Annotated in this window: 22 protein-coding genes and 1 tRNA gene; 13 read left to right on the top strand and 10 right to left on the bottom strand. The window is 67.2% G+C overall.

Annotated elements, in window-relative coordinates; translation table 11 throughout:
- Nucleotides 1-21: 21 nt before the first annotated feature.
- The 3 genes from ACTHQX_RS07680 to ACTHQX_RS07670 form a co-directional block, all read right to left on the bottom strand.
- Nucleotides 22-657 (bottom strand): DUF2461 domain-containing protein, encoded by a 636-nt coding sequence (locus ACTHQX_RS07680; RefSeq protein WP_440156494.1) that lies wholly within the window; start codon nt 655-657, stop codon nt 22-24.
- A 226-nt stretch (nt 658-883) separates the two neighbouring features.
- Nucleotides 884-2,383 carry a catalase gene (locus ACTHQX_RS07675; RefSeq protein ID WP_440156496.1) on the bottom strand — a complete coding sequence of 500 codons (1,500 nt, stop codon included), beginning with the start codon at nt 2,381-2,383 and terminating at the stop codon, nt 884-886.
- Between the two features lie 30 nt (nt 2,384-2,413).
- Entirely contained in the window at nt 2,414-2,908 is a 495-nt protein-coding gene (locus ACTHQX_RS07670) for a Fur family transcriptional regulator (RefSeq protein ID WP_236804639.1), read from the bottom strand.
- A gap of 76 nt (nt 2,909-2,984) precedes the next feature.
- Here ACTHQX_RS07670 and ACTHQX_RS07665 point away from each other — a divergent pair, with 76 nt between their 5' ends.
- Both ACTHQX_RS07665 and htpX read left to right on the top strand, forming a co-directional pair.
- On the top strand, nt 2,985-4,256 hold the full coding sequence (locus ACTHQX_RS07665) for an MFS transporter (protein WP_440156498.1): 1,272 nt from the start codon (nt 2,985-2,987) through the stop codon (nt 4,254-4,256).
- Nucleotides 4,257-4,295: 39 nt separating this feature from the next.
- Nucleotides 4,296-5,165: a zinc metalloprotease HtpX gene (htpX, locus tag ACTHQX_RS07660; protein ID WP_440156499.1), complete on the top strand. Its 870-nt coding sequence runs from the start codon at nt 4,296-4,298 to the stop codon at nt 5,163-5,165.
- Between the two features lie 150 nt (nt 5,166-5,315).
- Here htpX and ACTHQX_RS07655 read toward each other — a convergent pair whose 3' ends face one another.
- A complete protein-coding gene (locus tag ACTHQX_RS07655; protein WP_440156500.1) occupies nt 5,316-5,774 on the bottom strand; it encodes a GNAT family N-acetyltransferase in 459 nt (152 codons plus the stop codon).
- Nucleotides 5,775-5,872: 98 nt separating this feature from the next.
- Complete coding sequence (locus ACTHQX_RS07650) at nt 5,873-6,364, bottom strand: YajQ family cyclic di-GMP-binding protein (RefSeq protein WP_102973874.1); 492 nt, start codon at nt 6,362-6,364, stop codon at nt 5,873-5,875.
- A 199-nt stretch (nt 6,365-6,563) separates the two neighbouring features.
- On the opposite strand from ACTHQX_RS07650, the gene ACTHQX_RS07645 reads away from it, so the two are divergent.
- Entirely contained in the window at nt 6,564-6,818 is a 255-nt protein-coding gene (locus ACTHQX_RS07645; RefSeq protein ID WP_102973875.1) for a hypothetical protein, read from the top strand.
- A gap of 115 nt (nt 6,819-6,933) precedes the next feature.
- A tRNA-Tyr gene (locus ACTHQX_RS07640) sits at nt 6,934-7,015 on the top strand.
- Between the two features lie 126 nt (nt 7,016-7,141).
- On the opposite strand, the gene ACTHQX_RS07635 is transcribed toward ACTHQX_RS07640, so the two are convergent.
- Nucleotides 7,142-8,224 (bottom strand): LysM peptidoglycan-binding domain-containing protein, encoded by a 1,083-nt coding sequence (locus ACTHQX_RS07635; protein WP_440156502.1) that lies wholly within the window; start codon nt 8,222-8,224, stop codon nt 7,142-7,144.
- A 430-nt stretch (nt 8,225-8,654) separates the two neighbouring features.
- Between ACTHQX_RS07635 and ACTHQX_RS07630 the strand changes: the two genes are divergently transcribed.
- Complete coding sequence (locus tag ACTHQX_RS07630) at nt 8,655-9,092, top strand: thioredoxin family protein (protein WP_102973877.1); 438 nt, start codon at nt 8,655-8,657, stop codon at nt 9,090-9,092.
- Between the two features lie 119 nt (nt 9,093-9,211).
- Here ACTHQX_RS07630 and ACTHQX_RS07625 read toward each other — a convergent pair whose 3' ends face one another.
- Nucleotides 9,212-9,490, bottom strand: coding sequence for a putative quinol monooxygenase (locus tag ACTHQX_RS07625; RefSeq protein WP_111905119.1), 279 nt, complete (start codon nt 9,488-9,490; stop codon nt 9,212-9,214).
- A 34-nt stretch (nt 9,491-9,524) separates the two neighbouring features.
- On the opposite strand from ACTHQX_RS07625, the gene ACTHQX_RS07620 reads away from it, so the two are divergent.
- Together ACTHQX_RS07620 and ACTHQX_RS07615 are read left to right on the top strand one after the other, a co-directional pair.
- Nucleotides 9,525-11,198, top strand: a complete 1,674-nt coding sequence (locus ACTHQX_RS07620; protein WP_440156504.1) for an AMP-binding protein — start codon at nt 9,525-9,527, stop codon at nt 11,196-11,198.
- Between the two features lie 138 nt (nt 11,199-11,336).
- Nucleotides 11,337-12,254, top strand: a complete 918-nt coding sequence (locus tag ACTHQX_RS07615) for a hypothetical protein (RefSeq protein ID WP_236804631.1) — start codon at nt 11,337-11,339, stop codon at nt 12,252-12,254.
- 82 nt (nt 12,255-12,336) lie between these two features.
- Here the strand turns inward: ACTHQX_RS07615 and ACTHQX_RS07610 are convergent, their stop codons facing one another.
- On the bottom strand, nt 12,337-13,317 hold the full coding sequence (locus ACTHQX_RS07610) for a DNA-3-methyladenine glycosylase family protein (protein WP_236804630.1): 981 nt from the start codon (nt 13,315-13,317) through the stop codon (nt 12,337-12,339).
- A 152-nt stretch (nt 13,318-13,469) separates the two neighbouring features.
- Here ACTHQX_RS07610 and ACTHQX_RS07605 point away from each other — a divergent pair, with 152 nt between their 5' ends.
- Nucleotides 13,470-13,874, top strand: a complete 405-nt coding sequence (locus ACTHQX_RS07605; protein WP_236804629.1) for a VOC family protein — start codon at nt 13,470-13,472, stop codon at nt 13,872-13,874.
- 19 nt (nt 13,875-13,893) lie between these two features.
- Here ACTHQX_RS07605 and ACTHQX_RS07600 read toward each other — a convergent pair whose 3' ends face one another.
- The gene (locus ACTHQX_RS07600; protein WP_236804628.1) at nt 13,894-14,325 is read right to left on the bottom strand and encodes a VOC family protein; all 432 of its coding nucleotides are present in this window, start codon (nt 14,323-14,325) and stop codon (nt 13,894-13,896) included.
- Between the two features lie 137 nt (nt 14,326-14,462).
- A complete protein-coding gene (locus ACTHQX_RS07595; protein ID WP_236809389.1) occupies nt 14,463-15,596 on the bottom strand; it encodes an SLC13 family permease in 1,134 nt (377 codons plus the stop codon).
- A gap of 119 nt (nt 15,597-15,715) precedes the next feature.
- Here ACTHQX_RS07595 and ACTHQX_RS07590 point away from each other — a divergent pair, with 119 nt between their 5' ends.
- From ACTHQX_RS07590 to ACTHQX_RS07570, 5 genes are read left to right on the top strand one after another with little or no spacing between them, the layout of a single operon-like run.
- Nucleotides 15,716-17,101, top strand: coding sequence for a cystathionine beta-synthase (locus tag ACTHQX_RS07590; RefSeq protein WP_236804627.1), 1,386 nt, complete (start codon nt 15,716-15,718; stop codon nt 17,099-17,101).
- Nucleotides 17,102-17,114: 13 nt separating this feature from the next.
- Nucleotides 17,115-18,275, top strand: a complete 1,161-nt coding sequence (locus ACTHQX_RS07585) for a cystathionine gamma-synthase (RefSeq protein ID WP_236804626.1) — start codon at nt 17,115-17,117, stop codon at nt 18,273-18,275.
- Complete coding sequence (locus ACTHQX_RS07580; protein ID WP_236804625.1) at nt 18,272-19,600, top strand: glycosyltransferase 87 family protein; 1,329 nt, start codon at nt 18,272-18,274, stop codon at nt 19,598-19,600. The genes ACTHQX_RS07585 and ACTHQX_RS07580 overlap by 4 nt, the downstream gene beginning before the upstream one ends.
- A 32-nt stretch (nt 19,601-19,632) precedes the next feature.
- The gene (locus ACTHQX_RS07575; RefSeq protein ID WP_236804624.1) at nt 19,633-20,202 is read left to right on the top strand and encodes a winged helix-turn-helix transcriptional regulator; all 570 of its coding nucleotides are present in this window, start codon (nt 19,633-19,635) and stop codon (nt 20,200-20,202) included.
- Entirely contained in the window at nt 20,189-21,670 is a 1,482-nt protein-coding gene (locus ACTHQX_RS07570; RefSeq protein ID WP_440156506.1) for an MFS transporter, read from the top strand. Before ACTHQX_RS07575 ends, ACTHQX_RS07570 begins: the two co-directional genes overlap by 14 nt.
- Nucleotides 21,671-21,672 lie beyond the last annotated feature (2 nt).

Raw genomic sequence — 21,672 nt, 5'->3', positions numbered from 1 at the left:
GTCCGCCGCCCCCTGATTCCGTCAGGGGGCGGCGTGCCGTCCCACCCAGTCCACCAGCGGACGGAGCTGTTCCCACCGGGCGGCGATCTCCCGTTCCGCTTCCGATGACCTGAGCCAGTTCGGCTCGCCCAGCGCAACACCCGCGGACAGCGACTTGTGCTTGAGCAACTCGGCGCGCGGGTGGTCTTTCGGGAAGCCCCGTGGCACCGTCTTTAGCTTTTCGCCTTCAATTGCGAAGCCGGCTGCTGCGACGGCGTCCACGATGTGCTGCAGCTGGCCGCCGCTGCCTGCTGCGTCCACCGAGTTCCGGTATCGGACCAGCTGCGCGGGAGAATGTGAGTGGTAGCCGCCGCCGAGCAGCAGGCCGTCCGCGCTGATCTGAAGGTAGAAACCCACGCCTTCCTGGTACGACGCGAAAGCGCCCTGGGCCGTCTTGTACGGAGATTTATCCTGCGAGAAGCGGACGTCCCGGTTGGGCCGGAACATTTTCCACGGTCCGAAGCGGGGCTCGAGCGCGGCCAGCAGTGCGGCAAGGGGCTCTTTCACGGACTCGCGGTACACCTCCGAGTGGGCCTGCCACCACTCCCGGCTGTTGTTCTCTTCCAGCTCAGCATAAAATTCCGCTGCTGCTGCGGGAATGCCCTCGAATGTGCTCATGAATGAAGCCTAGGAAAGCTGACCCGCCGGGGCTATGGGCACCTTGCCCATGTGGAAAACATGCACGGAGACCGGCTTAACCTGCCTCACTTCGCCAACCTGTCCAGCGGCAGCGGCGCGGCGTGACGGAGGGCCTGCCCGGGGAACCCCCGGACGCAGGAAACCCCGCCGCGGCTGTGAACGGGTCACTGTGCCGCCGCGGGGTTCCGGTCGCTATCTGGTGCTGTTAGCCGATCTTGTTGGCGGCTTCGGCATCGGAGAGGGCTGCTGCGCCGAGGTTGGCGCGGAGCTTGGCGCCGAGCTCGGCGTCAACGTTGGTCCAGTACTGGATGGCGCGTTCCTTGATACCGGGGCTCTTCACGCCGCCCACGGCACCGGTGATGGTGTCCAGGAAGCGGGCCTTTTCGGCGTCGTTGTAAACCTCGCGGTACAGCGCGCCGGCCTGAACGAAGTCGCTGTCCTCGGCGTGCAGGGAGTGCGCAGCGTGCGTCAGCTCGCCGTCGTTCTCCCAGCCGCCTGCCGGGCTCTGCGGCTCCACGGCGGCGGGGCCGCCAAACGTGTTCGGTGCGTAGACCGGAACCGAAGGAGCGTTGAACAGGAAGCGTCCGGCGCCGTCCTGGCTGTAGTTGTTGACCTGGCTCTTGGGCTGGTTCACCGGGATCTGGGCGTGGTTGGTGCCCACGCGGTAGCGGTGTGCGTCCGCGTAGGAGAAGATCCGGGCCTGGAGCATCTTGTCCGGGGACGCGGCGATGCCGGGCACGAAGTTCGACGGCGCGAAGGTGGCCTGCTCGATCTGCGCGAAGTAGTTCTCCGGGTTCCGGTTCAGCTCCATGGTGCCGACCTTGATCAGCGGGTAGTCCGCGTGCGGCCAGACCTTGGTCAGGTCGAACGGGTTGAAGCGGTAGGTCTTGGCGTCCTCGTACGGCATGACCTGGACGTGCAGGTCCCAGGAGGGGAGGTTGCCGGCTTCGATGTTCTCGTGCAGGTCGCGGATGTAGAAGTCTGCGTCGGAGCCGGCGAGGGCCTCGGCTTCTTCGCCCGTGATGTTCTTCACGCCCTGGTTGGAGTGGAAGTGGTACTTGACCCAGAACCGCTCGCCCTCGGCGTTGATCCACTGGTAGGTGTGCGAGCCGTAGCCCTGCATTTCACGCCAGGACGCGGGCAGGCCGCGGTCACCCATCAGCCAGGTAACCTGGTGTGCGGACTCGGGGGAGAGGGTCCAGAAGTCCCACTGCATGTCGGCGTCGCGCAGGTGCGAGCCGGGCAGGCGCTTCTGGGAGTGGATGAAGTCCGGGAACTTGATGCCGTCGCGGATGAAGAACACCGGGGTGTTGTTGCCCACCAGGTCGTAGTTGCCCTCGGACGTGTAGAACTTCACCGCGAAACCGCGGGGGTCACGCCAGGTGTCGGGGGAGCCGTTCTCGCCCGCGACGGAGGAGAAACGGATCAGCATCTCGGTCTCGACGCCCGGCTGCAGGAACGCGGCCTTGGTGTACTTGGAGATGTCCTCGGTGGCCTTGAAGGTACCGAAAGCGCCGCCGCCCTTGGCGTGCACTACGCGCTCCGGAACCCGCTCGCGGTTAAACTGGGCGAGCTTTTCCACCAGGTAGTGGTCCGTGAGGATGATCGCGCCGTCAGCGCCGACAGCCTTGGAATGTGCATCGGACGTCACCGGGGCACCCGACTGCGTGGTGGACACGGCAGGCGCAGAGATGTTCGAGGTCATCTTTCTCCTATTAGTTGGTTTTCGACAGTGTCAGTTTTCGACGGCTGTCGAGGATTTGTCAGTTACGTTTGCAGGAAGTTTTTGGGCCCGCTGGCACTCTCCGCAGATCCCCTGGTACATGACATCCGCAATCTGGATGGTCATGGGGTGGGAATCCTCGTTCCAGTGCGGGGTCAGGCACGGGGCATGGCCGACAGCGCAGTCGACGTCCTCCACCCGGCCGCAGCTGATGCAGATCGCGTGGTGGTGGTTGTCGCCCACCCGCGTCTCATACAGCGCCGGGGAATGCGGAGGTTCGAACCGGCGCAGCATGTGCAGATCCGTCAGGTCACCCAGCACCACGTACACGGACTGCGCCGTCAGTTCCGGCAGTTCCTCGCGGGCAGCCGCCAAGATATTTTCCGCCGGGGAGTGCGGGTGATGTTCGACGGCGGCCAGCACCGCCAGCCGCTGCTTGGTCACCCGGCGGCCGTGGGCGCGCAGGGCCGCGGCCCATGCTTCGTGGCTTTCCGGGTGATCGGTCATGACTCCATTGAAACACTTATTTTGACTAGATCACAATAAGGCGAGACTAAGTTTCTGCTGGGACTAGAGTTACCGGGTGGGAAAACTTCTGGCTGACATCACGCCGCTGCGCGAGAGCCCCGATTTCCGGCGGCTTTGGCTTGGGTCGGCGGTATCGAACGTTGGCAGCCAGCTCACCCTCGTGGCGGTCGGCCTCGAAGTGTACCGGCTGACCCAGGACAGTCTGTATGTGGGACTGCTCAGCATCTTTGCCCTGGTGCCGCTGGTGGTAGGCGGGCTGCTGGGCGGGTCCATCGCCGACTCCCACGACCGCCGGACGGTGGCGCTTCTGTCGTCCGCGGTGCTGTGGCTAACCACCGGCGGACTCGCCCTCCAGGCCTGGCTGCAGGTGGGCAACGTGTGGCTCCTCTACGCCCTCGTGGCCGTGCAAAGCGGCGCCCAGGCGATCAACCAGCCTGCCCGCAGTGCCATCATTCCCGCACTGCTGCGGAAAGACCTCCTGCCGGCAGCCAACGCGCTGAACATGGTGACATTCGGACTGTCCATGACCGCTGGGCCACTCCTCGCCGGGGTCCTGGTGGCCAGCGTCGGCTTCGGGTGGACCTACACGCTGGACGTGGTCAGCTTTGTCTTCGCCTTCTGGGCCCTGCTGAAACTTCCGCCCATGCCGCCTGGCAAAGAGGCAGGGCGTGCCGGGATGCGGTCCGTGGTGGAGGGCTTCCGGTTCCTGGGCACGCGGCCCAACCTGCGGATGACGTTCATCCTCGACCTCATCGCCATGATCCTGGCCCAGCCCCGCGCCCTGCTGCCGGCCATCGGTGCGCTCATGATCGGCGGCGGGGAAACGACGGTAGGCATCCTGCTGGCGTCCGTGGCGGTGGGCGCCTTCCTCGCCGGCCTCTTTTCCGGCCCGCTCGGCGCAGTCCGGCGGCAGGGGAGTGCTGTGGTGTGGTCGGTCATGGGCTGGGGCGCCTCGTTTGCGGCGTTCGGCCTCGTGGTGGTGCTGGCCGGGAGGTCCGGTTCCGGCGGCGTGACCTTCTGGCTGGTTCCGGCGGCGATCTGCTGCGCCCTGGCGGGAATCGCCGACTCGGTGAGCGCCGTGTTCCGCACCACCATCCTGCAGGCTGCCACCCCGGACCACCTGCGCGGCCGGCTGCAGGGGGTCTTCATTGTGGTGGTCGCCGGCGGGCCGCGGCTGGGCGACATGCTGGCAGGCGGCGGCACTAAAATTCTTACTGAGGGCTGGGTTCTGCTACTCGGCGGCATCCTGTGCATCGTGGTGGCCTGGATGGTGGCGCGGTGGCAATCCGGCTTTTTGGAGTACGACGCGCGGAATCCCGTTCCGTAGCGGCGGTGCCTGTTCGACTTCTGAGCTGTGGAGGCAAATGTGCACAATCACCACAACGGACTGAAAACGGCGGCGCTGTTCGGCGTGCTGTGGGCGATCCTGCTGGGCTTGGGTGCCCTGATTGCCGCCAATACCCGCAGCTCGGCCCCGATCCTGATCATGGCGCTGATCGGCCTGGGGACCACGGCCTACGGCTACTGGAACAGCGACAAGATCGCGCTCCGCTCCATGCAGGCGTACCCCGTCTCCGAAGCCCAGGCGCCGCAGCTGTACCAGATGGTCCGTGAGCTCTCCGCCCGCGCCAGCCAGCCGATGCCGCGGATTTACGTCTCGCCCACCATGGCGCCCAACGCCTTCGCCACCGGGCGCAACCCGCAAAACGCCGCGGTCTGCTGCACGGAGGGGATCCTGCAGCTCCTCACCCCGCGGGAACTGCGCGGCGTCCTCGGGCACGAGCTCATGCACGTCTACAACCGCGACATCCTGACGTCGTCCGTGGCGGCGGCGGTGGCCGGCGTCATCACCTCGGTGGGGCAGATGCTGCTGTTCTTTGGCGGCGGGGACCGGCGCAATTCGAACCCGCTGGCCCTCATCGCCATGGCCCTGTTGGCACCGCTGGCAGCCTCCCTGATCCAGGTGGCCATCTCCCGGACCAGGGAGTACGACGCCGACGAGGACGGTTCGCAGCTCACCGGCGACCCGCTGGCGCTCGCCTCCGCCCTGCGCAAGATCCACCACGGCGTCCAGGCCGCGCCGCTGCCGCAGGACCAGAGGCTGGTCAACGCCTCGCACCTGATGATCGCCAACCCGTTCCGCGGCGGCGGGCTCAGCAAGCTCTTCGCGACGCACCCACCGATGCAGGACCGCATCAGCCGCCTGGAGCGGATGGCGGGCCAGCCGCTCAGCTGAGCGCCGCCGTCGTACGCCCCGCACCGCATCCCGCGACGCGCACCTCACCTGCCGACGCACACCGCATCCCGCGACGCGCACAATGCCTTGCGCGGCGGGAATACCCGTAGCGAGCGGAAATTTGCGCGTCGCCCGATGCGGTGCACGTCGTCAGACCAGCGGGCGGGCGTAGCAGACGGACAGCGGTTCGCCCGCGTACGGCCCGAAGTTGTCGATCAGCCGGTAGCCCTCACGCTCATAGAAACGGATGGCATCGGGCTGGGCTGTGCCGGTCTCCAGCTTGAGCTCGGTGAGGCCCAGGCGGGCGGCCTCGGCCTCCAGGCTTCGCAGGACCGCCGTGGCTGCGCCGCTTCCGCGGTGGCCGGGCAGCACGAACATCCTCTTGATTTCCGCGGACCGGGCGTCCAGCCGGCGCAGGGCGCCACAGGCAACGGCCGTTCCTTCGCGGTTCCGGGCCACCAGGAACACGGTGATGTCCTCGGCACTGGGCGCGGATCCCGGCTCGTGGTCGTCGCTGCCGTAGCGGGCATCGAGTTCGGCCCGCTGCATGCTGCGGAGCCTGACCCCGTCCTCGGCGTCCCACGGCTCGGGCGTCACGGAGTAATTCACGGCTTTACTGTCTTTCGGCTCGGGATGCGCAAATGGACTGGCGACACCTGCATTCCCGTGTCGCCAGTCCATTTGCGTGTCGTAAAACCGCTGGGGGTCTAGCTGCGGAAGTTCACGAACTGAAGGTCGGCCTCATCGAAGTCCTTCAGGAGGGCCATGGTGGCCTGGAGGTCGTCGCGGGACTTGGAGGTGACGCGGAGCTCGTCGCCCTGGATCTGGGACTTGACGGACTTCGGGGCCTCGTCGCGGATGAGCTTGTTGATCTTCTTGGCGAGGTCCTGCGCGATGCCTTCCTTGATGGAGGATTCCAGCCGGTATTCCTTGCCGGACGCGTACGGTTCGCCCGTGTCCAGCGACTTGAGCGAGATGCCGCGGCGGATGAGCTTGGACTGCAGCACGTCCAGCACGGCCAGGACGCGCTCCTCGGAGTTCGCCTTCATCAGGATCTTCTCGCCGCTGAAATCGACCTCGGCGCCGACGCCCTTGAAGTCGTACCGCTGGGCGAGTTCCTTCTGCGCCTGGTTCAGCGCGTTGGCCACCTCCTGCTTGTCTACCTTGCTTACGACGTCGAATGTGGACTCGCCTGCCATGACTCTCCTTTGCTGGTGCCTGCGTCGCCCGGGCTGTGAGGCTCCGGGCAGGGTGCTGATAGCTGGCTTCCAGCGTAGTACGGATGGCGGGGAAGTGAAGATGGGCGGCATTCACAGTTCACTCATAGCCAAGTCATGGCGGGAACGAAGTTTCGGTGCCCAGAGTTGTAGCAGTTGGAAGCCGCTCGGAAGGAAAGCAATGTCCCATAAGGCCGTCCGCTACGTCACCCGGTCCACGGCCGCAGCCGCCGGAACCATCGCCACCGCGGCCTCGTCCGTGGCCGCCGCTGCCGTGGCCGCATCCATTATCCTCAGCCCCGTCGCCGACGCCTCAACCCGGCTGGAGGGAGTGCAGGCGGATCTTCAGCGGGCGGTGCAGCTCAATCAGATCACCGAGGAGCAGGCGCTGCGGTTCGAGGCAAAGCTCGCCGGCCGGATTCTCGGCGAAGCCTGATTTTCTCCGGCTTTTTGGCCTGTAGGTCCCCGATTTTATTCTTCGGCAGAAGTTCTGTAAGGTTGTCTTGCCGCGGTGATGGAAACAAAACCGTGGTGATCTTCTTTTGAAGTTCGGCAGATTACCCGAGCGGCCAAAGGGGGCTGACTGTAAATCAGCTGGCAACGCCTACGGGGGTTCGAATCCCTCATCTGCCACCTTGGAAAAGACCTCCGGAACCTACTGGTTCCGGAGGTCTTTTGCTTTTCCGGTTCTGGGATCGGGGGTGACGAGTGCCCGGGTACTGGGCGCCACGGATAACTAGGGCCCGTCTCGGTCACCAATCAGTTCAGCGCGATGACGAGCATCTGGGTGGTGCCCGGAATGCACGTCTGGAGGACTGCCCGTGGGAACCCGCCGAACACCGCAGCGACGTCGTTGGTGGTGCCGGGGTTGGGTACCTGGCTCCGGGCCGAGACCGTGTAGGAGCCGTAGCCCGGGATGTCGACGCGTTCACCGACGCTGATTCCGGAGAACCGCGCCCAGCCGCCGCAGAAGTCGTGCTCGGTGATGAAGAGCGAGTATCCGTCAGTGGGCGTGAAATGGATGGGACCGATGCAGCTATCCACCATCGCCTGGCCGCCGGCCCCAGCCACATAGATGGTCCGCACCGCCGGAGCCGGTGCCGGGGCAGGTGCGGGCGCTGGGGCAGGTGCGGGCGCAGGTGCCGCCGGGGCAGGTGCCGGGACCGGCGCCGGTACGGCCACCGCGGGTCCGGTGAGCTTGAGCGTCTGGCCAGGAAAAATCACGGAGCTGGGTGCGAGGCCGTTGGCTGCCAGCACACCCCCGGTGCTGACATTGAAGCGTGCCGCGATGGAACCGACTGTGTCACCGGCAACCACCCGGTAGGTGGTGGGCTTGGGCGCAGGGGCCGGCGCGACCTTGCGGACCGTTGCCGTTCTTGGTGCCGTTGCCGGTTTCGGTGCCGGCGCCTTGGCCGCCACTGGTGCCTTGACCGCCGCCTTGACGGGTACTTTCGCCGGTGCCTTGGCAACCGGTGCCACGGCGGGCGCCTTGACGGCTGGCGCCACAGCAGGCGCAGCGGCGGCCGGGGAGTTAGCGGCAGGTGCCGCGGCTTCTGCTGCCGACTGAGCGGAAGCGGGCGACTGTTCGACGGCGGCCGGTTGGCCGACGGCGGCAGCCGGGCTCCCGGCGTCGGACGCCACCAGCGCGTTGACGCCCGCCGACGCCGCCAGCAGGGCAGCGGCCACCGCTGCCGAGATGAGCAGCACCCGCGCGCCGGGCCTGCCGGCCAGCGGTCCATGCCGCCCCGGGGCGGGCCTGACGAAGCTCGGGGGTCCCAGGCGCTGCGGATCGTTCTCGTGGCCAGGGGTGCTCTGCGGATCTGGCGTCTCCTGCTGGTTCATGGCGGACCTTTTTGCTTCGTGCGCAGGCGGGTGTCCGGGTGCGCGGCGGACGGTGACGCGCAGACACAGGAGGCGCTGGGGCCCACGGGGGCGGCAGCACGGCATATGGGGCGCATGACCGCTATTCATGAGTGGTGCACGCTGCTCGCTAACGTGCCGGCCCCAGCCTGATTCGAGTATGGAACCACCGCACAGGCACTGCACGAGTAGGGAATACCTGTTTTTCCGGGAGCGGGCACTTGTTTCCCGCAGGTTTTTCCGCAGTATCCGCCGTTACCTGTGCGCCCGGCCGCCCACGCCTGCCCGGCCGCCCACGCCTGCCCGGGGGATGGACGGCAAACAGCGGGCGCAGAATATTCCCGGTGACGCGGGGAGCGAACAAGCTGCCGGGCCGCGGGACTTACGGACACGGCTCGCGTACGGTTGAACCATGGCTACCGTTGACATCACAGGTGAACAGTTCGCATCGACCATCGAGGGCAACGACATTGTCCTGGTGGACTTCTGGGCTGAATGGTGTGGCCCGTGCCGCCAGTTCGCCCCCACGTACTCCGCGGTTTCGGAAAAGCACCCGGACGTCGTTTTCGCGAAAGTGGACACTGAGGCCGAGCAGCAGCTGGCAGCGGAGGCGGGCATTTCCTCGATCCCCACGCTGATGGCATTCCGCGAGAAGGTGCTGGTCTTCTCACAGCCGGGTGCGCTGGGTGCCCCGCAGCTCGAGCAGGTCATTGACGCGGTCAAGGCGCTCGACATGGAGGAAGTCCACGCCCATGTGGCCCGCTCCCAGGCCGAGGCAGCTGCGGCCGCGGGCAACAGCGCCGGCAAGAGCGCCGGGCCTCAGGACGGCTCGCAGATCCCCGACTTCTAAACCCTCGCTTAAAAAGCAACAGCAACGCGGGGTCACTCTGCGCCCAATAGACTCGGTTCATTGGGCGCAGAGTGACCCCGCGTCGCTATGTTGCGGAGGGCTGCTGTTCTAAAGAAGGACTAGAGTCGTTCCACCTGGGCAGGTTCGGCCAGGAGGGCGCTGAGGGATTCGTTCAGGTCCTGCAGGGCAATGCCCTTGGAGTGCGCGTCGAGGGCCTCTTCCGATTCCCACCGCTCGGTCAGGACCAGCTTCTCCTCCGTCGCCTCGGTGAGCTCGTAGCGGATGCAGCCAGGTTCGTTGACTACCTCGTCAATGGCGATTTCCAGGGCGAGCTTCACGCGGAAGAACTCGCCGTCGTTGGGGATAAACGTGGCCTGCAGGTCGATGGGTGCACTCATGGATTTCACAATACCGGCTTGATAGCGTGCCATCATGCGCGCTTACACCGCCGGGGACGCGGACGTCCCCCTGCTCGAGGAAACCATCGGCGAGAACTTTGAGCGCGTGGTGGCGCAGTTCCCCCTGCGCGACGCGCTGATCGAGGCTGCCGCAGTGCCGGGCGCGGACGCCCGCCGCTGGAGCTACACCAAACTGAATGACGACGTCGACCGGCTGGCCCGCGCGCTCCTCGCCCTTGGCGTCGCGAAGGGGGAGCGAATCGGCATCTGGAGCCCGAACTGCGCGGAATGGACCATCCTGCAGTACGCGACCGCGAAGATCGGGGCGGTCCTGGTCAACGTGAATCCTTCCTACCGCAGCCACGAACTGGAGTTCGTGGTAAAGCAGAACGGCATGCGGATGCTGGTCACGGCGCCGTCGGACCGGAACAGCGACTACGTGGGGATGGCGCGCCAGGCGCTCGCCGGATGCCCGGACCTCCAAGAGCTCGTGTTCCTGCCGGACTTTGAATTGGAAGGGCTCGACGCCGGCGTCCCCCTGGGTGAGCAGGAGCTCACGTACGCCGAGCTGCTCAAGCGGGCGGACGCCGTCGGGCATTCAGAGCTGAGAACCCGCATGGCGGACCTGGACCCGCACGATCCGATCAACCTGCAGTACACCTCCGGAACCACGGGCTTCCCGAAGGGTGCCACTCTGACCCACCACAACATCCTCAACAACGGCTATTCCATCGGCGAGCTGCTCAAGTACACAGAGCACGACCGCGTGGTGATTCCGGTGCCGTTCTACCACTGCTTCGGGATGGTGATCGGCAACCTGAACGCGCTGAGCCACGGCGCCGCCACCATCATCCCGGGACGCGGGTTCACCCCGGCCGCCGCGCTGGAGGCCGTGCAGGATTTCGGCGGTACTTCCTTGTACGGGGTTCCCACCATGTTCATCGCCGAACTCGCGCTGCCCGACTTCGCCTCGTACGACCTCTCCACCCTCCGCACCGGGGTGATGGCCGGTTCGCTGTGCCCCATCGAGGTGATGAACCGCGTGATTTCCGAGATGAACATGTTGGACGTGGCCATCTGCTACGGCATGACCGAGACGTCGCCGGTGTCCACCATGACCCGCGACGGCGACACACTGCAGCAGCGGACGGAAACTGTAGGGCGCACCATGCCGCGGCTGGAAAGCAAGATTGTTGACCCGGCTGGGGAGGTTCTGGAGCGCGGCGAAATCGGTGAACTGTGCACCCGGGGCTACGCCGTCATGCAGGGGTACTGGAACCAACCCGACAAGACGGCGGAGGCCATCGACGCCGACGGCTGGATGCACACCGGCGACCTGGCCCGCATGGACGACGGCGGGTACGTGGTGATCGAAGGCCGGATGAAGGACATGGTGATCCGCGGCGGTGAAAACATCTACCCCAGGGAGATCGAGGAGTACCTCTATACGCATCCGTCCATCCAGGACGTGCAGGTGATTGGGGTGCCCGACTCCAAGTACGGCGAGGAGCTCATGGCCTGCATCATCCTCAAACCCGGCGCCGAACCGCTGGATGCGGCCGCGGTGGCGGAGTTCTGCCGCGGCAAGCTGGCCCACTACAAGGTGCCCCGCTACGTCGATGTGCGCGAGAGCTTCCCCATGACGGTGTCCGGGAAGGTCCGCAAGGTGGAGATGCGCGAGGAAGCCGTCGCCCGGCTGGGCCTCTGAGCCAACTCAACCAACGCGGGGTCACTTAGCGCCCAATAGAGGGTGTCTATTGGGCGCTAAGTGACCCCGCGTTGCCCGTTAAGGCTTTGGGCTGTGGATAACTCCGTAAGGCCTCCGGCGGGCAGCCAGAATATTTCCATGGCCCGGACAACGCCGCTCCCCGATATCCTGCACTGTTCGCCGTTTACGGTGTACGCGTCGAGGGCGCTGGGCGTCCCTGCGAAGCGGCTCCGTGCCAAAGACTTGGCCGACGGCGGCCGCCTGATCTATCTGCCGCAGGGACGCGCCCCCGACCTGCGGGAATGTGCCAGGGTCATGGCGGCGGCAACGCCGGGAGCGTGGGTATCCCACCAGACCGCGGCCGAGCTCACGCATTTGGGCCACCCGCCGTGGATGGATGAGGACGCCATCCACCTCAGCAAACCCCATGAGCTGCCGAGGGTCCGCCGCGGCGGAGCCATTGGCCACCGCGTCCGTGTCATTCCCGGGGAGATCGGGGAATGCGGCGGCATCCCCATCTCGCTGCCGCCCCGGACCTGGCTGGACCTGGCAGCCGTGTTGCCGCTCCGCTACGTCGTCGCGATGGGCGACCAGCTCATCAGGATTCCCAGGCCTGAGTTCGAGGGCCGCACCACGCCTTATGCCTACAAGGAGGGACTGCGCCTGCTCATAAGGCAGCACCCCAACATGAAGGGTGTTGAGAAGGCACGGCTAGCCCTGGATGAAATGCGGGTGGGCGCCGACTCCTATCCGGAGACTTTCCTCCGGATCGCGATGCTGGATGCCCACCTGCCGGAGCCGGAACTGCAACTGCGCCTCGACCCGCACGACCCCTGGTCGCCCACAGCTGACATCGGGTACAGGCGTTTTCGCATCGCCCTCCAGTACGACGGTGCCCATCACCTGTCGCGTGAACAGCAGTCACGCGACAACCGGCGGGACGAAGCATTCATTCGCGCCGGCTGGTCCTCTTTCAAGGTGAACGCCGACGACCTGGAGGAGGGGTTCCAAGGCGTCATCGGCCGGATCAAAAGGGCAAAGCGCCGCGCCGCCTGAAGCAACGCGGGGTCAGGTATCGCCCGGTGGAGGTGGTTTATTGGGCGCTAAGTGACCCCGCGTTGCAGTTAGCGGGGGAGCATCAGTGGGCGCGGTGGTCCTGGATGGTCATCCGCGGGCCGAACGTGGGCTTCCGGAAGCCGCTCAGGCCGAGCATCCGGACCACCCGCTGCCGGTGCCCCGTCCACGGTGCCAGCAGGGCCAGCATGCCGGCGTCGTCAGTGCGCCGCCCGGTCAGCGCCGCGCCCACATAGGCGGCCAGATGGTAGTCGCCCACCGCGATTGAGTCGGGGCAGCCGTGCGTCCGCTGCACCACCTCGGCCGCCGTCCACACCCCGATTCCCGGGATGGTCTGCATCTTGGCGGCGGCCTCTGCCGCCGGCAGGGCAGCCAGACGTTCAAGTGCGACGGCGGAGCGCAAGGCGCGCATGACGGTCGCCGAGCGCTGCGGCCCGACACCTGCCTTGTGCCATTCCCACGAAGGTATGCGGAGCCAGGCCTCTGCGGTGGGCCGGACCAGCAGCCCGGGAGGTGCGATGGTACCGGCGCCGGGGGCGGGCGTTCCGTGGCGGTACATGAGGTAACGGAAACCCCGCCGCGCCTCAATGACGGTGACCTTTTGCTCCAGAATGGTGGGCACGAGGGAATCAACCATCCGCCCGGTGGACGGCAGGCGCACGTCGGAGTTCCGGCGTCGCGCCTCACGGACCATGCGGGGGAGCGTCGCGGCGAAGGACGGCTCATCGAACTCCGACCAGTCATCACCGGCGCCGAGCAGCCGGGGAAGTCCTGCGAGGGCAGCTCCCGAACCGGGACCCCAGGCCTGGGCATCGACACAGCATTCCAGGCCCTCTCCGGCAGCGGTGAGACGCAGCGTCACCGGGCCATCCGGCGTCGTGAAGGTCATCCACAGCCCGTTCGGCCGCGAGGAGAAGGAGGGGTCGCCGTTGCCGCGCAGCAGGATCCCCAGGGTGCGGCGAAGGTCATATGGGCCGCCCGGATGCCACCTCAGGGACGCGTCCGCCGCGGCTGCCAGCCGGGCGGGGGCGTCAGCAATGGTCATGCATTCATCGTCCCACGCCGGACCGACAAAGCTGCCGCCGGGCCCGCGGGGAGGGTTTCACCAGGCCCTTAACCGGGGACGGTGCCAGGACTACAATCCCCAGTGTGGCGCGGGTCGGCCGTGTCCCTTCCTTCGAGTTGTAGGTGATCGCAATGGGTGGAGTGGTGCATTTTGAAATTCCCGCGGACGACCAGGACCGGGCGAGGAACTTCTACAATCAGGCGCTCGGCTGGCGGATCGACCCCATGCCGGAGATGGACTACAACGTGGTGATCACCACCCCGATGGACGAAAAGACGGGCAGGCCCACGGAGCCGGGGGCCATCAACGGCGGCATGATGGCCCGGGAGGGGGAGCTAACCACGCCCGTCATCACCGTGGACGTCGAGGACATTGATGCGACCCTGCGGACTGTCGAGCAGCTGGGCGGTTCCGTGGTGAAGCCCAAGGACACCATCCCGGGAATGGGCCACTACGCCTACTTCAAGGACACCGAGGGGAACATCCTGGGGCTCTGGGAGAACCTGCCCGCAGACGCCGGCGGTGCCACCGGCTGAGCCAGGGGCCCGGCTGCCGCTACTCCTCGCCGAAGCGGCTGCGGGCCTCCACCGGGATCAGCGGCTTCTGGGCACGGATCCTGAGCTCCTGCACCGCCCAGGTGTTCCCGTCCGGGTCGCTGAACCCGAAGAAGGTGCCGCCGTCGCGCTCGTCGAAAACGGTGATCTCGCTCGCCTCCACGCCGCGGCTGAGCAGCTCGTCGCGCGCCGCCCGGGCATCCGCCACCACGAGCTGCAGGCCCCGCATGGAGCCGGGGGCCATCTCGTTCTGCGAGGGCAGGTCGCCGATCACGATCGAACACCCCGAACCCGGAGGCGTCAGCTGCACCACGTGCATGTGCTCGTTCTGCGTGTCGTGGTCAAGGTTGAAGCCGACTTTGTCCCGGTAGAACTCCACGGCACGGCTGATGTCACTCACGGGCAGCACAACAACTTCGAGGGTCCAGTCCAAGGCACAGTTCCTTTCAACGACGCTGAGGAGCGGCGCCCGGCCACGGGTGCCGATGCCAGCTTGCCCTGCCCAGGCAGGCCGTGGCTAGTACCTTAGCCAGAGCGCGGGAACGGCAACGGCACGGCGCAGGGAAGCGACTATGGCATCCCGTTCCCCAGCCACAGTGCCAGGACGGCCAACGGAAGGGCGAGGACAACGGCGGCCAGGCCGGCAACAGCGAAGCCGCCCCAGCGCACGCGCAGGTTGAGGCTCTGCAGCCGCTCGTGCCACAGGAGTGTGGCGAGGGACGCCCAGGGCGAAATGAGCGGGCCCAGGTTCACCCCGATCAGGAGTGCGCCCAGCCGCAGCGGCGATCCGGCCACGGGCTCCAGGGCCAGGTAGGCGGGAAGGTTGTTGGCGATGTTCGCGGAGGCGGCGCCCAGCGCTGCGAGGCGCAGCAGGTCCAGGAAGGTCTCGCCGGCCCCGGCGGCCGGTGCCAGTGCCTCGGTGAGGCCGTGCGCGTGGAAAGTTTCAACCACCATGAACAGCCCGGCGGTCAGTATCAGCGGGCGCCATGGCAGCATCGACCAGCGTAGGGCCGCCGGCCGCCGCCACAGGAACAGAGCCACCAGGAACCCGGCCGCGAGCGCCGCAGGCACCGCCACGGGAATCCCCGAAACCAGTGCCGGCAGCAGCACGAGCAGCATTCCGCCCGATGCCCGGAGCAGTGTCCGGTCGCCGGGCGCGTGGGCCGGCTGCGGCCCGTAACGGCCACTCAGTTCCCGGTGGAAGGCCAGCCAGAGCAGCAGCGCAGGCACCAGGAGGCCGACGACGGCAGGCGCCCACATCAGTTTGGCGAATCCCAGCGGGCTCAGTGACATGTTTGACTGCGCCAACAGGTTCGTGAGGTTGGAGACCGGCAGGAACAGCGACGCGGTGTTGGCCAGCCACACCGTGGTCAGGGCGAAGGGCAGGGGCGGGATCTTCGCGTGGACGGCGAGCAGCACCACCACGGGAGTCACCAGCACCGCGGTGGTATCGAGCGACAGAAAAGCCGTGGCGACGGAGGACAAGGCCAGCACCAAGAGCCACAGCAGGAAGACCCTGCCCCGGCCGAGTGCCGCAATGCGGTCCGTCACCACGCGGAACAGGCCCGCAGCATCAACCAGCTCCGTGACGACGGTCATCGCCACGACGAAGGCCAGGATGGGGGCCGTGCGTCCGGCCAGCTGCCCGAACGCGGGCCAGGGCAGGAGGCCGCCAGCCAGGCAGCCGGTCCCGGCAAGCAGCATAAAGCCTGGCAGAAGATAGCTCCGCACATTCTTCGGTATTTGCAGGCGCGCCACGGCCCAATCTTCGCACCGAAAGCCGCTGGGACAACCAGCCAGCCCAAGACGGTAAGTTGGTACCCATGAAGTACGCCCAGTCTGTCCTGGACCTCATCGGCAACACCCCGCTCATCAAGCTCAACCACGTCACCGAGGGCGTCAAGGCCACCGTCCTCGTGAAGCTGGAATACGTGAACCCCGGCGGCTCCATAAAGGACCGCATCGCGGCGAAGATGGTCGAGGAAGCCGAGCGTGACGGCAAGCTCAAGCCAGGCGGCACCATCATCGAGCCCACCTCCGGGAACACCGGCGTCGGCCTGGCTCTGGTGGCGCAGCAAAAGGGCTACAAGTGCATCTTCGTGGTCCCGGACAAGGTGGGTGAGGACAAACGTGCTGTCCTGGCGGCCTACGGCGCCGAAGTGGTGGTGACGCCCACCGCCGTCGAGCCTGACAGCCCGCAAAGTTACTACGGCGTGTCCGACCGCCTGGTCACGGAGATCCCCGGCGCGTACAAGCCGGACCAGTTCTCCAACCCCGCAGCGCCGCTGAGCCACTACGAGACCACTGGCCCCGAGATCTGGCGGGACACCGACGGCAAGGTGACCCACTGCGTCATCGGCGCCGGCACCGGCGGCACCATCACCGGCACCGGCCGCTACCTCAAGGAAGTGTCGGCGGACCGACCGGAGTCAGACGGCGGCCGGGTCAGGATCATCGGGGCCGATCCCGAAGGCTCTGTCTACTCGGGCGGCTCCGGTCGCCCCTACTTCGTCGAGGGCGTGGGCGAGGACATGTGGCCCGGCAACTACGACAAGTCGGTCCCGGACGAGGTCCTGGCGGTCAGCGACGCCGACTCCTTCGAGATGACCCGGCGGCTGGCGCGCGAAGAGGGCCTGCTGGTGGGCGGGTCCTCCGGCATGGCCGTGGTGGCCGCCCTGCGCACGGCCCGGGACCTCCCCGAGGACGCTGTGGTGGTGGTGATCCTGCCCGACTCCGGCCGCGGCTACCTTGCCAAGATCTTCAACGACCAGTGGATGCGCTCCTACGGCTTCCTCTCCGGCGGCGAGGAGGCCTCCGTCGGCGAGGTCATCAAGTCCAAGACGGGCGAACTGCCGGACCTGGTGCACATCCACCCCAACGAAACTGTCCGCGACGTCATCAACATCATGAACGAGTTCGGCGTCAGCCACATCCCGGTCCTCTCCGCGGAGCCGCCCGTGGTGATGGGCGAAGTCCTCGGGGCCGTGGATGAACGGACCCTGACCGCTAAGCTGTTCCGCGGCGAGGCCAAGCTGACGGACAAGATCGCCGAGCACATGGGGGAGAAGCTGCCGGTGATCGGCTCGCTCGAAACCATTTCCGCCGCCCGCGAGCTGCTCTCCGACGTCGACACCGTGATGGTGACATTCGTTGGCGCGCCCATCGGCATCCTGACCCGCCACGACCTCCTCGCCTACCTCAGCAACTGATCGAAGGAGCCCCATGTCTGAAGAGAACCACGGATTCAACACCCGCGCCGTGCACGCCGGCCAGGCATTCGAGCCGCGCACCGGCGCCGTCGTTCCGCCCCTGCACTTCAGCTCGACCTATGCCCAGGACGGCATCGGCAATCTGCGGGACGGCTACGAATACGGCCGCGGCGGCAACCCCACCCGCGACGCCCTGCAGCAGCAGCTCGCGGCGCTGGAGCGGGGTACGCACGCCTACTCCTTCAGCTCAGGACTCGCCGCCGAGGATTCCCTCATCCGCGCCCTGATGCGGCCCGGCGACCACATCGTGCTCGGCAACGACGCCTACGGCGGCACTTACCGGCTGATCAGCCGCGTGCTGGGGGACTGGGGGATCGGCAACACCCCGGTGGACATGGCCGACCTCGATGCCGTGCAGGCCGCGGTTGCCGCCAACAAGACCCGGTTCGTCTGGGTGGAGACCCCGTCCAACCCGATGATGAAAATCACCGATATTGAGGCGCTCGCCAAGGTGGCGCACGACGCCGGGGCCCTCCTGATCGTCGACAACACCTTCGCGTCGCCCTACCTGCAGACCCCGCTGGACCTGGGTGCCGACGTCGTGGTGCACTCCACCACCAAGTACATCGGCGGCCACTCCGACGTGGTGGGCGGCGCGATCGTGGTCAAGGACGCCGAGCTGGCCGAGAAGATTGGCTTCGTGCAGTTCGCCGTGGGTGCCGTGTCCGGCCCGATGGACGCGTTCCTCACCACGCGCGGGCTCAAGACCCTGGGCGTGCGCATGGACCGGCACAGCGACAACGCCCAGGCCGTGGCCGAATGGCTCCTCGAACGCCCCGAGGTGGAAGCGGTCCTGTACCCGGGCCTGCCCTCGCACCCCGGGCACGAGCTGGCCAAGAAGCAGATGAAGAAGTTCGGCGGCATGATCTCCGTGCAGTTCAAGGGCGGCGAGGCCGCTGCCCGGAAGGTGGCCGAATCGACGTCGGTCTTCACCCTGGCGGAATCGCTGGGCGGCATCGAGTCGCTGATGAACTACCCGTCGGAGATGACCCATGCCTCGGTCAAGGGCACCGAGCTGGCCGTCCCCGTGAACCTCATCAGGCTCTCCTGCGGCATCGAGGACGTCGAGGATCTCATCGCCGACCTTGAGCAAGCCTTCACGCACATCCAGTGACGGCCTCGCCGCGGACGCAGGAGGGTGCCGGGACCCGAGAGGGGGCCGGCAGCCAGGGTAATGCGCGCCGGGTTGTCCTCGGCTGGCTGGCGACGGCGGGCGGTGCCGCCGCCGTCGTCCTCGCTTTGCTGTGGCTGTACGCCGGGTATGCCCCGGCCATGAACGACTTCGAGGTCTACTACTACGGCGGCACCAAGGTGCTGCAAACCGGCGAGACCGGCATCAGCGAGCTGTACGCGCCCCGGGACGGCCTGCCGTTCACCTATCCGCCGTTCGCCGCGCTGCTGTTCGCTGGTCTGGCCACCATGGGTCTGGGCCAAAGCGGGCAGCTCTTCATCTGGGCCGCGCTGGGCGGGGCCGCGGTGGTATCCGCCTGGCTCGCCCGGCACTACTTCGGCCTGACCCGCTGGCAGGAGGCCTTTGCGGACTGGCGGTTCCGGACTGTGGCCCTGGCCGGAACCGGGGCCATCGTGCTGCTGGGGCCGTGGCGTGACACCTTCGTATTCGGGCAGATCAACATCATCCTGATGGGCCTGATCCTGACCGACTTCGCGCTGCACGGGAAAACGCGGGCGGGTGGGATCCGGTGGCCTGCCGGCCTGCTGGTCGGCGTCGCTGCCGGCATCAAGCTGACACCGCTGGCGTTTGGCCTGTATTTCCTGGTGCGCCGCGATTTCAAGGCACTGGGCTGGATGGCGGCCGGCTTCCTCGGCTCCATCGCCGTGGCCTGGGCCGCACTGCCCCACGCCTCGGTGACGTTCTGGACCGAGATCCTGCCCAACACGGGGCGCATCGGTGATCCGGGGTACGTGGACAACCTGTCGCTGAAGGGGTTGCTGCTCCACGCCGGGCTGCCGGACTCGGGGTTCACCAGCCTGCTTTGGTTGGTGCTGGCCCTGGCCCTGGCCGGACTCACGGCCCTGGTGATCAGGTGGGCGGTGGCCGTGGAGGAAAACTTCGTGGCGGTGTCCGCGACCGCCGTGCTCATGCTCCTGGTCAGCCCCGTCTCGTGGTCCCACCACTGGGTATGGATCGCCGTGGCACTGCCGTCCATGGCCTTCGCGATGCACCGCGTGCCCTCCAGGACCGGCCTGATGCGGCTGGCCGGCTGGCTGGTGGTGGCGGCGTCGGCCGTGGCCTTCTACCTTGCGCCCAAGGACCTCGCGATGGCCGCCGGGGCCGAGGTGTGGGGCGTGAACCCGCAGACGCAATGGCCGCTCATGGTCTCCAGCCTGGGCGTGCTCTGCGGCGTGGCGCTTCTGGTGTACTGGGCCGCTGCGTACCGGCCCTCGCGGTCGGGGATCCGCCCACACGGCGAAGGGTAGCTTTCTTCAAGAAAGTCAGCTAGTGTCGCAGCATGGCTCTCCGCTCCGACTGGTCGACGCGCAACTGCAGCATGGCCCGCGGCCTGGACATTTTCGGCGACCCCTGGGGCATGCTGGTCCTCCGCGAGGTCTTCTTCGGCAACGGCCGCTTCGACGCGATGAAGACGCGCCTCCAGGTGGCGGACTCAGTCCTCACCCGGCGGCTCGCCTCCCTCGTGGAGTCCGGCCTGCTGGCAAAACAGCCCTACGACGACGGCGGACGGACCCGCCAGGAGTACGTCCTCACCGCCAAGGGTGAGGACGCCCTGCCGGTGCTCAACGCCGTCGTGATCTGGTCAGAAAAGCACCTGCAGGCGCCGTCCGAGCAGGCCCACATGTACGTCATCCACGCAACGTGCGGGCAGAGCACGGGCTCGGCCGACACCTGCACCGAATGCGGGGAGCGCCTCACCGCGGACAACACCAGCTGGCACAGCCTCACCCGAAGCGACGATCCGCTCCCGCTGGCGACGGCGCCCCGGCAACCTCGACACCGTCCAACACACCCACCAACCGCGTACAAGGCGGCGGAGAAAAAGGAACAGCCGCATGAGCACCTCTGAGGACCCGGGAGTTTTTGTCCAGATAGCGCGCCCTGAGGGGGCATTAGAGGACGATATCTGGACAAAAAGTCCTGAGGAGGCGGGCAAAAGTCCTGAGGAGGGGGCGAGGACTCCAGGGGCGGGGCCGGGGACTCCAGGGGAGGGGCGGCCGAAGAAGCGGGGCCGGCTGCACCCTGCGTGGGCCGTTGCCGCGGTGGCGTTCCTGGCGCTCGTCGGAGCCGCCGGCTTCCGTGCCGCGCCCGGCGTGCTCATGGTGCCGCTGCAGCAGGAGTTCGGCTGGTCCACCACCGTGCTGTCCGCCGCGGTCAGCATCAACCTGGTGCTGTTCGGGCTGACGGCCCCCTTCGCCGCTGCGCTCATGGAACGGTTCGGCGTCCGGACCGTCACCGCCGTCGCGCTGGGGATGATCGGGGCCGGCAGCGCCCTGACTGTGCTGGTCAACCAGTCCTGGCAGATCCTTCTCACCTGGGGCCTGCTCATCGGCCTGGGTACCGGCTCCATGGCGCTGGTGTTCGCGGCGACCATCGCCAACACCTGGTTCAGCAAGAGCCGGGGGCTGGTGATCGGCATCCTGACCGCCGGCAGCGCCGCCGGGCAGTTGGTCTTCCTGCCGTTCATCGCGATGCTCGCCCAGGACCCGGGCTGGCGCCAGGCCTCGCTGCTCATCGCCGCCGGTGCCCTGGCCGTGGTTCCTCTGGTGCTGAAGTTCCTGAAAAATTCACCGGCCGACGTCGGGGCGTTGCCTTACGGGGCAGAGGAACCGTCCGGCGCCCCCACCGGAGAGCCGGAAGCAGCCGCTGCCCCGGAGGCTGCGGAGCCCCGCCGCAACGCGGCCGTCCGGGCACTGCAGGTGCTGCGGAGCGCCAGCAGGAACCGCACCTTCTGGGCCTTGGCCGCCGGGTTCGCCATCTGCGGCGCCACGACGAACGGGCTGATCGGGACGCACTTCATCCCGTCCGCGCATGACCACGGCATGCCGGAGACCACCGCGGCCGGGCTGCTCGCCGTCGTCGGGATCTTCGACATCCTGGGCACCATCGCCTCCGGCTGGCTGACCGACCGGTTCAACCCCCGGGTCCTGCTCGCCGTGTACTACCAGTTCCGCGGGATCGGGCTCCTGGTGCTCCCGCTGCTGCTGGGCTCCTCGGTCCAGCCCAGCATGATCGTGTTCGTCGTGATCTATGGCCTGGACTGGGTGGCCACGGTTCCGCCGACCGCCGCGATCTGCCGCCAGGTGTTCGGAGCCGACGGCAGCGTGGTGTTCGGGTGGGTGTTCGCCGCGCACCAGCTCGGTGCCGCCGCGGCAGCCCTGGCCGCCGGAGCCATCCGGGACGCCACCGGCCACTACACCTACGCGTGGTTCGGTGCCGCCGCGATGTGCACCATCGCCGCGGTGATCAGCGCCACCATCCGCAAAGACGCCGGGCGACGGAAGCCCGCAGCGGTGGCCGTGGCTTCAGTAGACTAAGC

The sequence above is a fragment of the Arthrobacter sp. SAFR-023 genome, assembly GCF_051965295.1.
GTDB lineage: Bacteria > Actinomycetota > Actinomycetes > Actinomycetales > Micrococcaceae > Arthrobacter.
The sequence above is the reverse complement of the archived record's forward strand: the minus strand, read 5'-3'. Positions and strand labels throughout refer to the sequence as shown.

What these genes read in the sequence shown, in the direction of transcription:
- ACTHQX_RS07625 (WP_111905119.1), bottom strand. Translation starts at nt 9,490, where the DNA reads ATGAGTGCACCCATCGACCTGCAGGCCACGTTTATCCCCAACGACGGC.
- ACTHQX_RS07585 (WP_236804626.1), top strand. Translation starts at nt 17,115, where the DNA reads ATGTCTGAAGAGAACCACGGATTCAACACCCGCGCCGTGCACGCCGGC.
- ACTHQX_RS07680 (WP_440156494.1), bottom strand. Translation starts at nt 657, where the DNA reads ATGAGCACATTCGAGGGCATTCCCGCAGCAGCAGCGGAATTTTATGCT.
- ACTHQX_RS07635 (WP_440156502.1), bottom strand. Translation starts at nt 8,224, where the DNA reads ATGAACCAGCAGGAGACGCCAGATCCGCAGAGCACCCCTGGCCACGAG.
- ACTHQX_RS07570 (WP_440156506.1), top strand. Translation starts at nt 20,189, where the DNA reads ATGAGCACCTCTGAGGACCCGGGAGTTTTTGTCCAGATAGCGCGCCCT.
- ACTHQX_RS07575 (WP_236804624.1), top strand. Translation starts at nt 19,633, where the DNA reads ATGGCTCTCCGCTCCGACTGGTCGACGCGCAACTGCAGCATGGCCCGC.
- ACTHQX_RS07595 (WP_236809389.1), bottom strand. Translation starts at nt 15,596, where the DNA reads ATGCTGCTTGCCGGGACCGGCTGCCTGGCTGGCGGCCTCCTGCCCTGG.
- ACTHQX_RS07645 (WP_102973875.1), top strand. Translation starts at nt 6,564, where the DNA reads ATGTCCCATAAGGCCGTCCGCTACGTCACCCGGTCCACGGCCGCAGCC.
- ACTHQX_RS07590 (WP_236804627.1), top strand. Translation starts at nt 15,716, where the DNA reads ATGAAGTACGCCCAGTCTGTCCTGGACCTCATCGGCAACACCCCGCTC.
- ACTHQX_RS07670 (WP_236804639.1), bottom strand. Translation starts at nt 2,908, where the DNA reads ATGACCGATCACCCGGAAAGCCACGAAGCATGGGCCGCGGCCCTGCGC.
- ACTHQX_RS07650 (WP_102973874.1), bottom strand. Translation starts at nt 6,364, where the DNA reads ATGGCAGGCGAGTCCACATTCGACGTCGTAAGCAAGGTAGACAAGCAG.
- ACTHQX_RS07605 (WP_236804629.1), top strand. Translation starts at nt 13,470, where the DNA reads ATGGGTGGAGTGGTGCATTTTGAAATTCCCGCGGACGACCAGGACCGG.
- ACTHQX_RS07620 (WP_440156504.1), top strand. Translation starts at nt 9,525, where the DNA reads ATGCGCGCTTACACCGCCGGGGACGCGGACGTCCCCCTGCTCGAGGAA.
- ACTHQX_RS07615 (WP_236804631.1), top strand. Translation starts at nt 11,337, where the DNA reads ATGGCCCGGACAACGCCGCTCCCCGATATCCTGCACTGTTCGCCGTTT.
- ACTHQX_RS07675 (WP_440156496.1), bottom strand. Translation starts at nt 2,383, where the DNA reads ATGACCTCGAACATCTCTGCGCCTGCCGTGTCCACCACGCAGTCGGGT.
- ACTHQX_RS07630 (WP_102973877.1), top strand. Translation starts at nt 8,655, where the DNA reads ATGGCTACCGTTGACATCACAGGTGAACAGTTCGCATCGACCATCGAG.
- ACTHQX_RS07610 (WP_236804630.1), bottom strand. Translation starts at nt 13,317, where the DNA reads ATGACCATTGCTGACGCCCCCGCCCGGCTGGCAGCCGCGGCGGACGCG.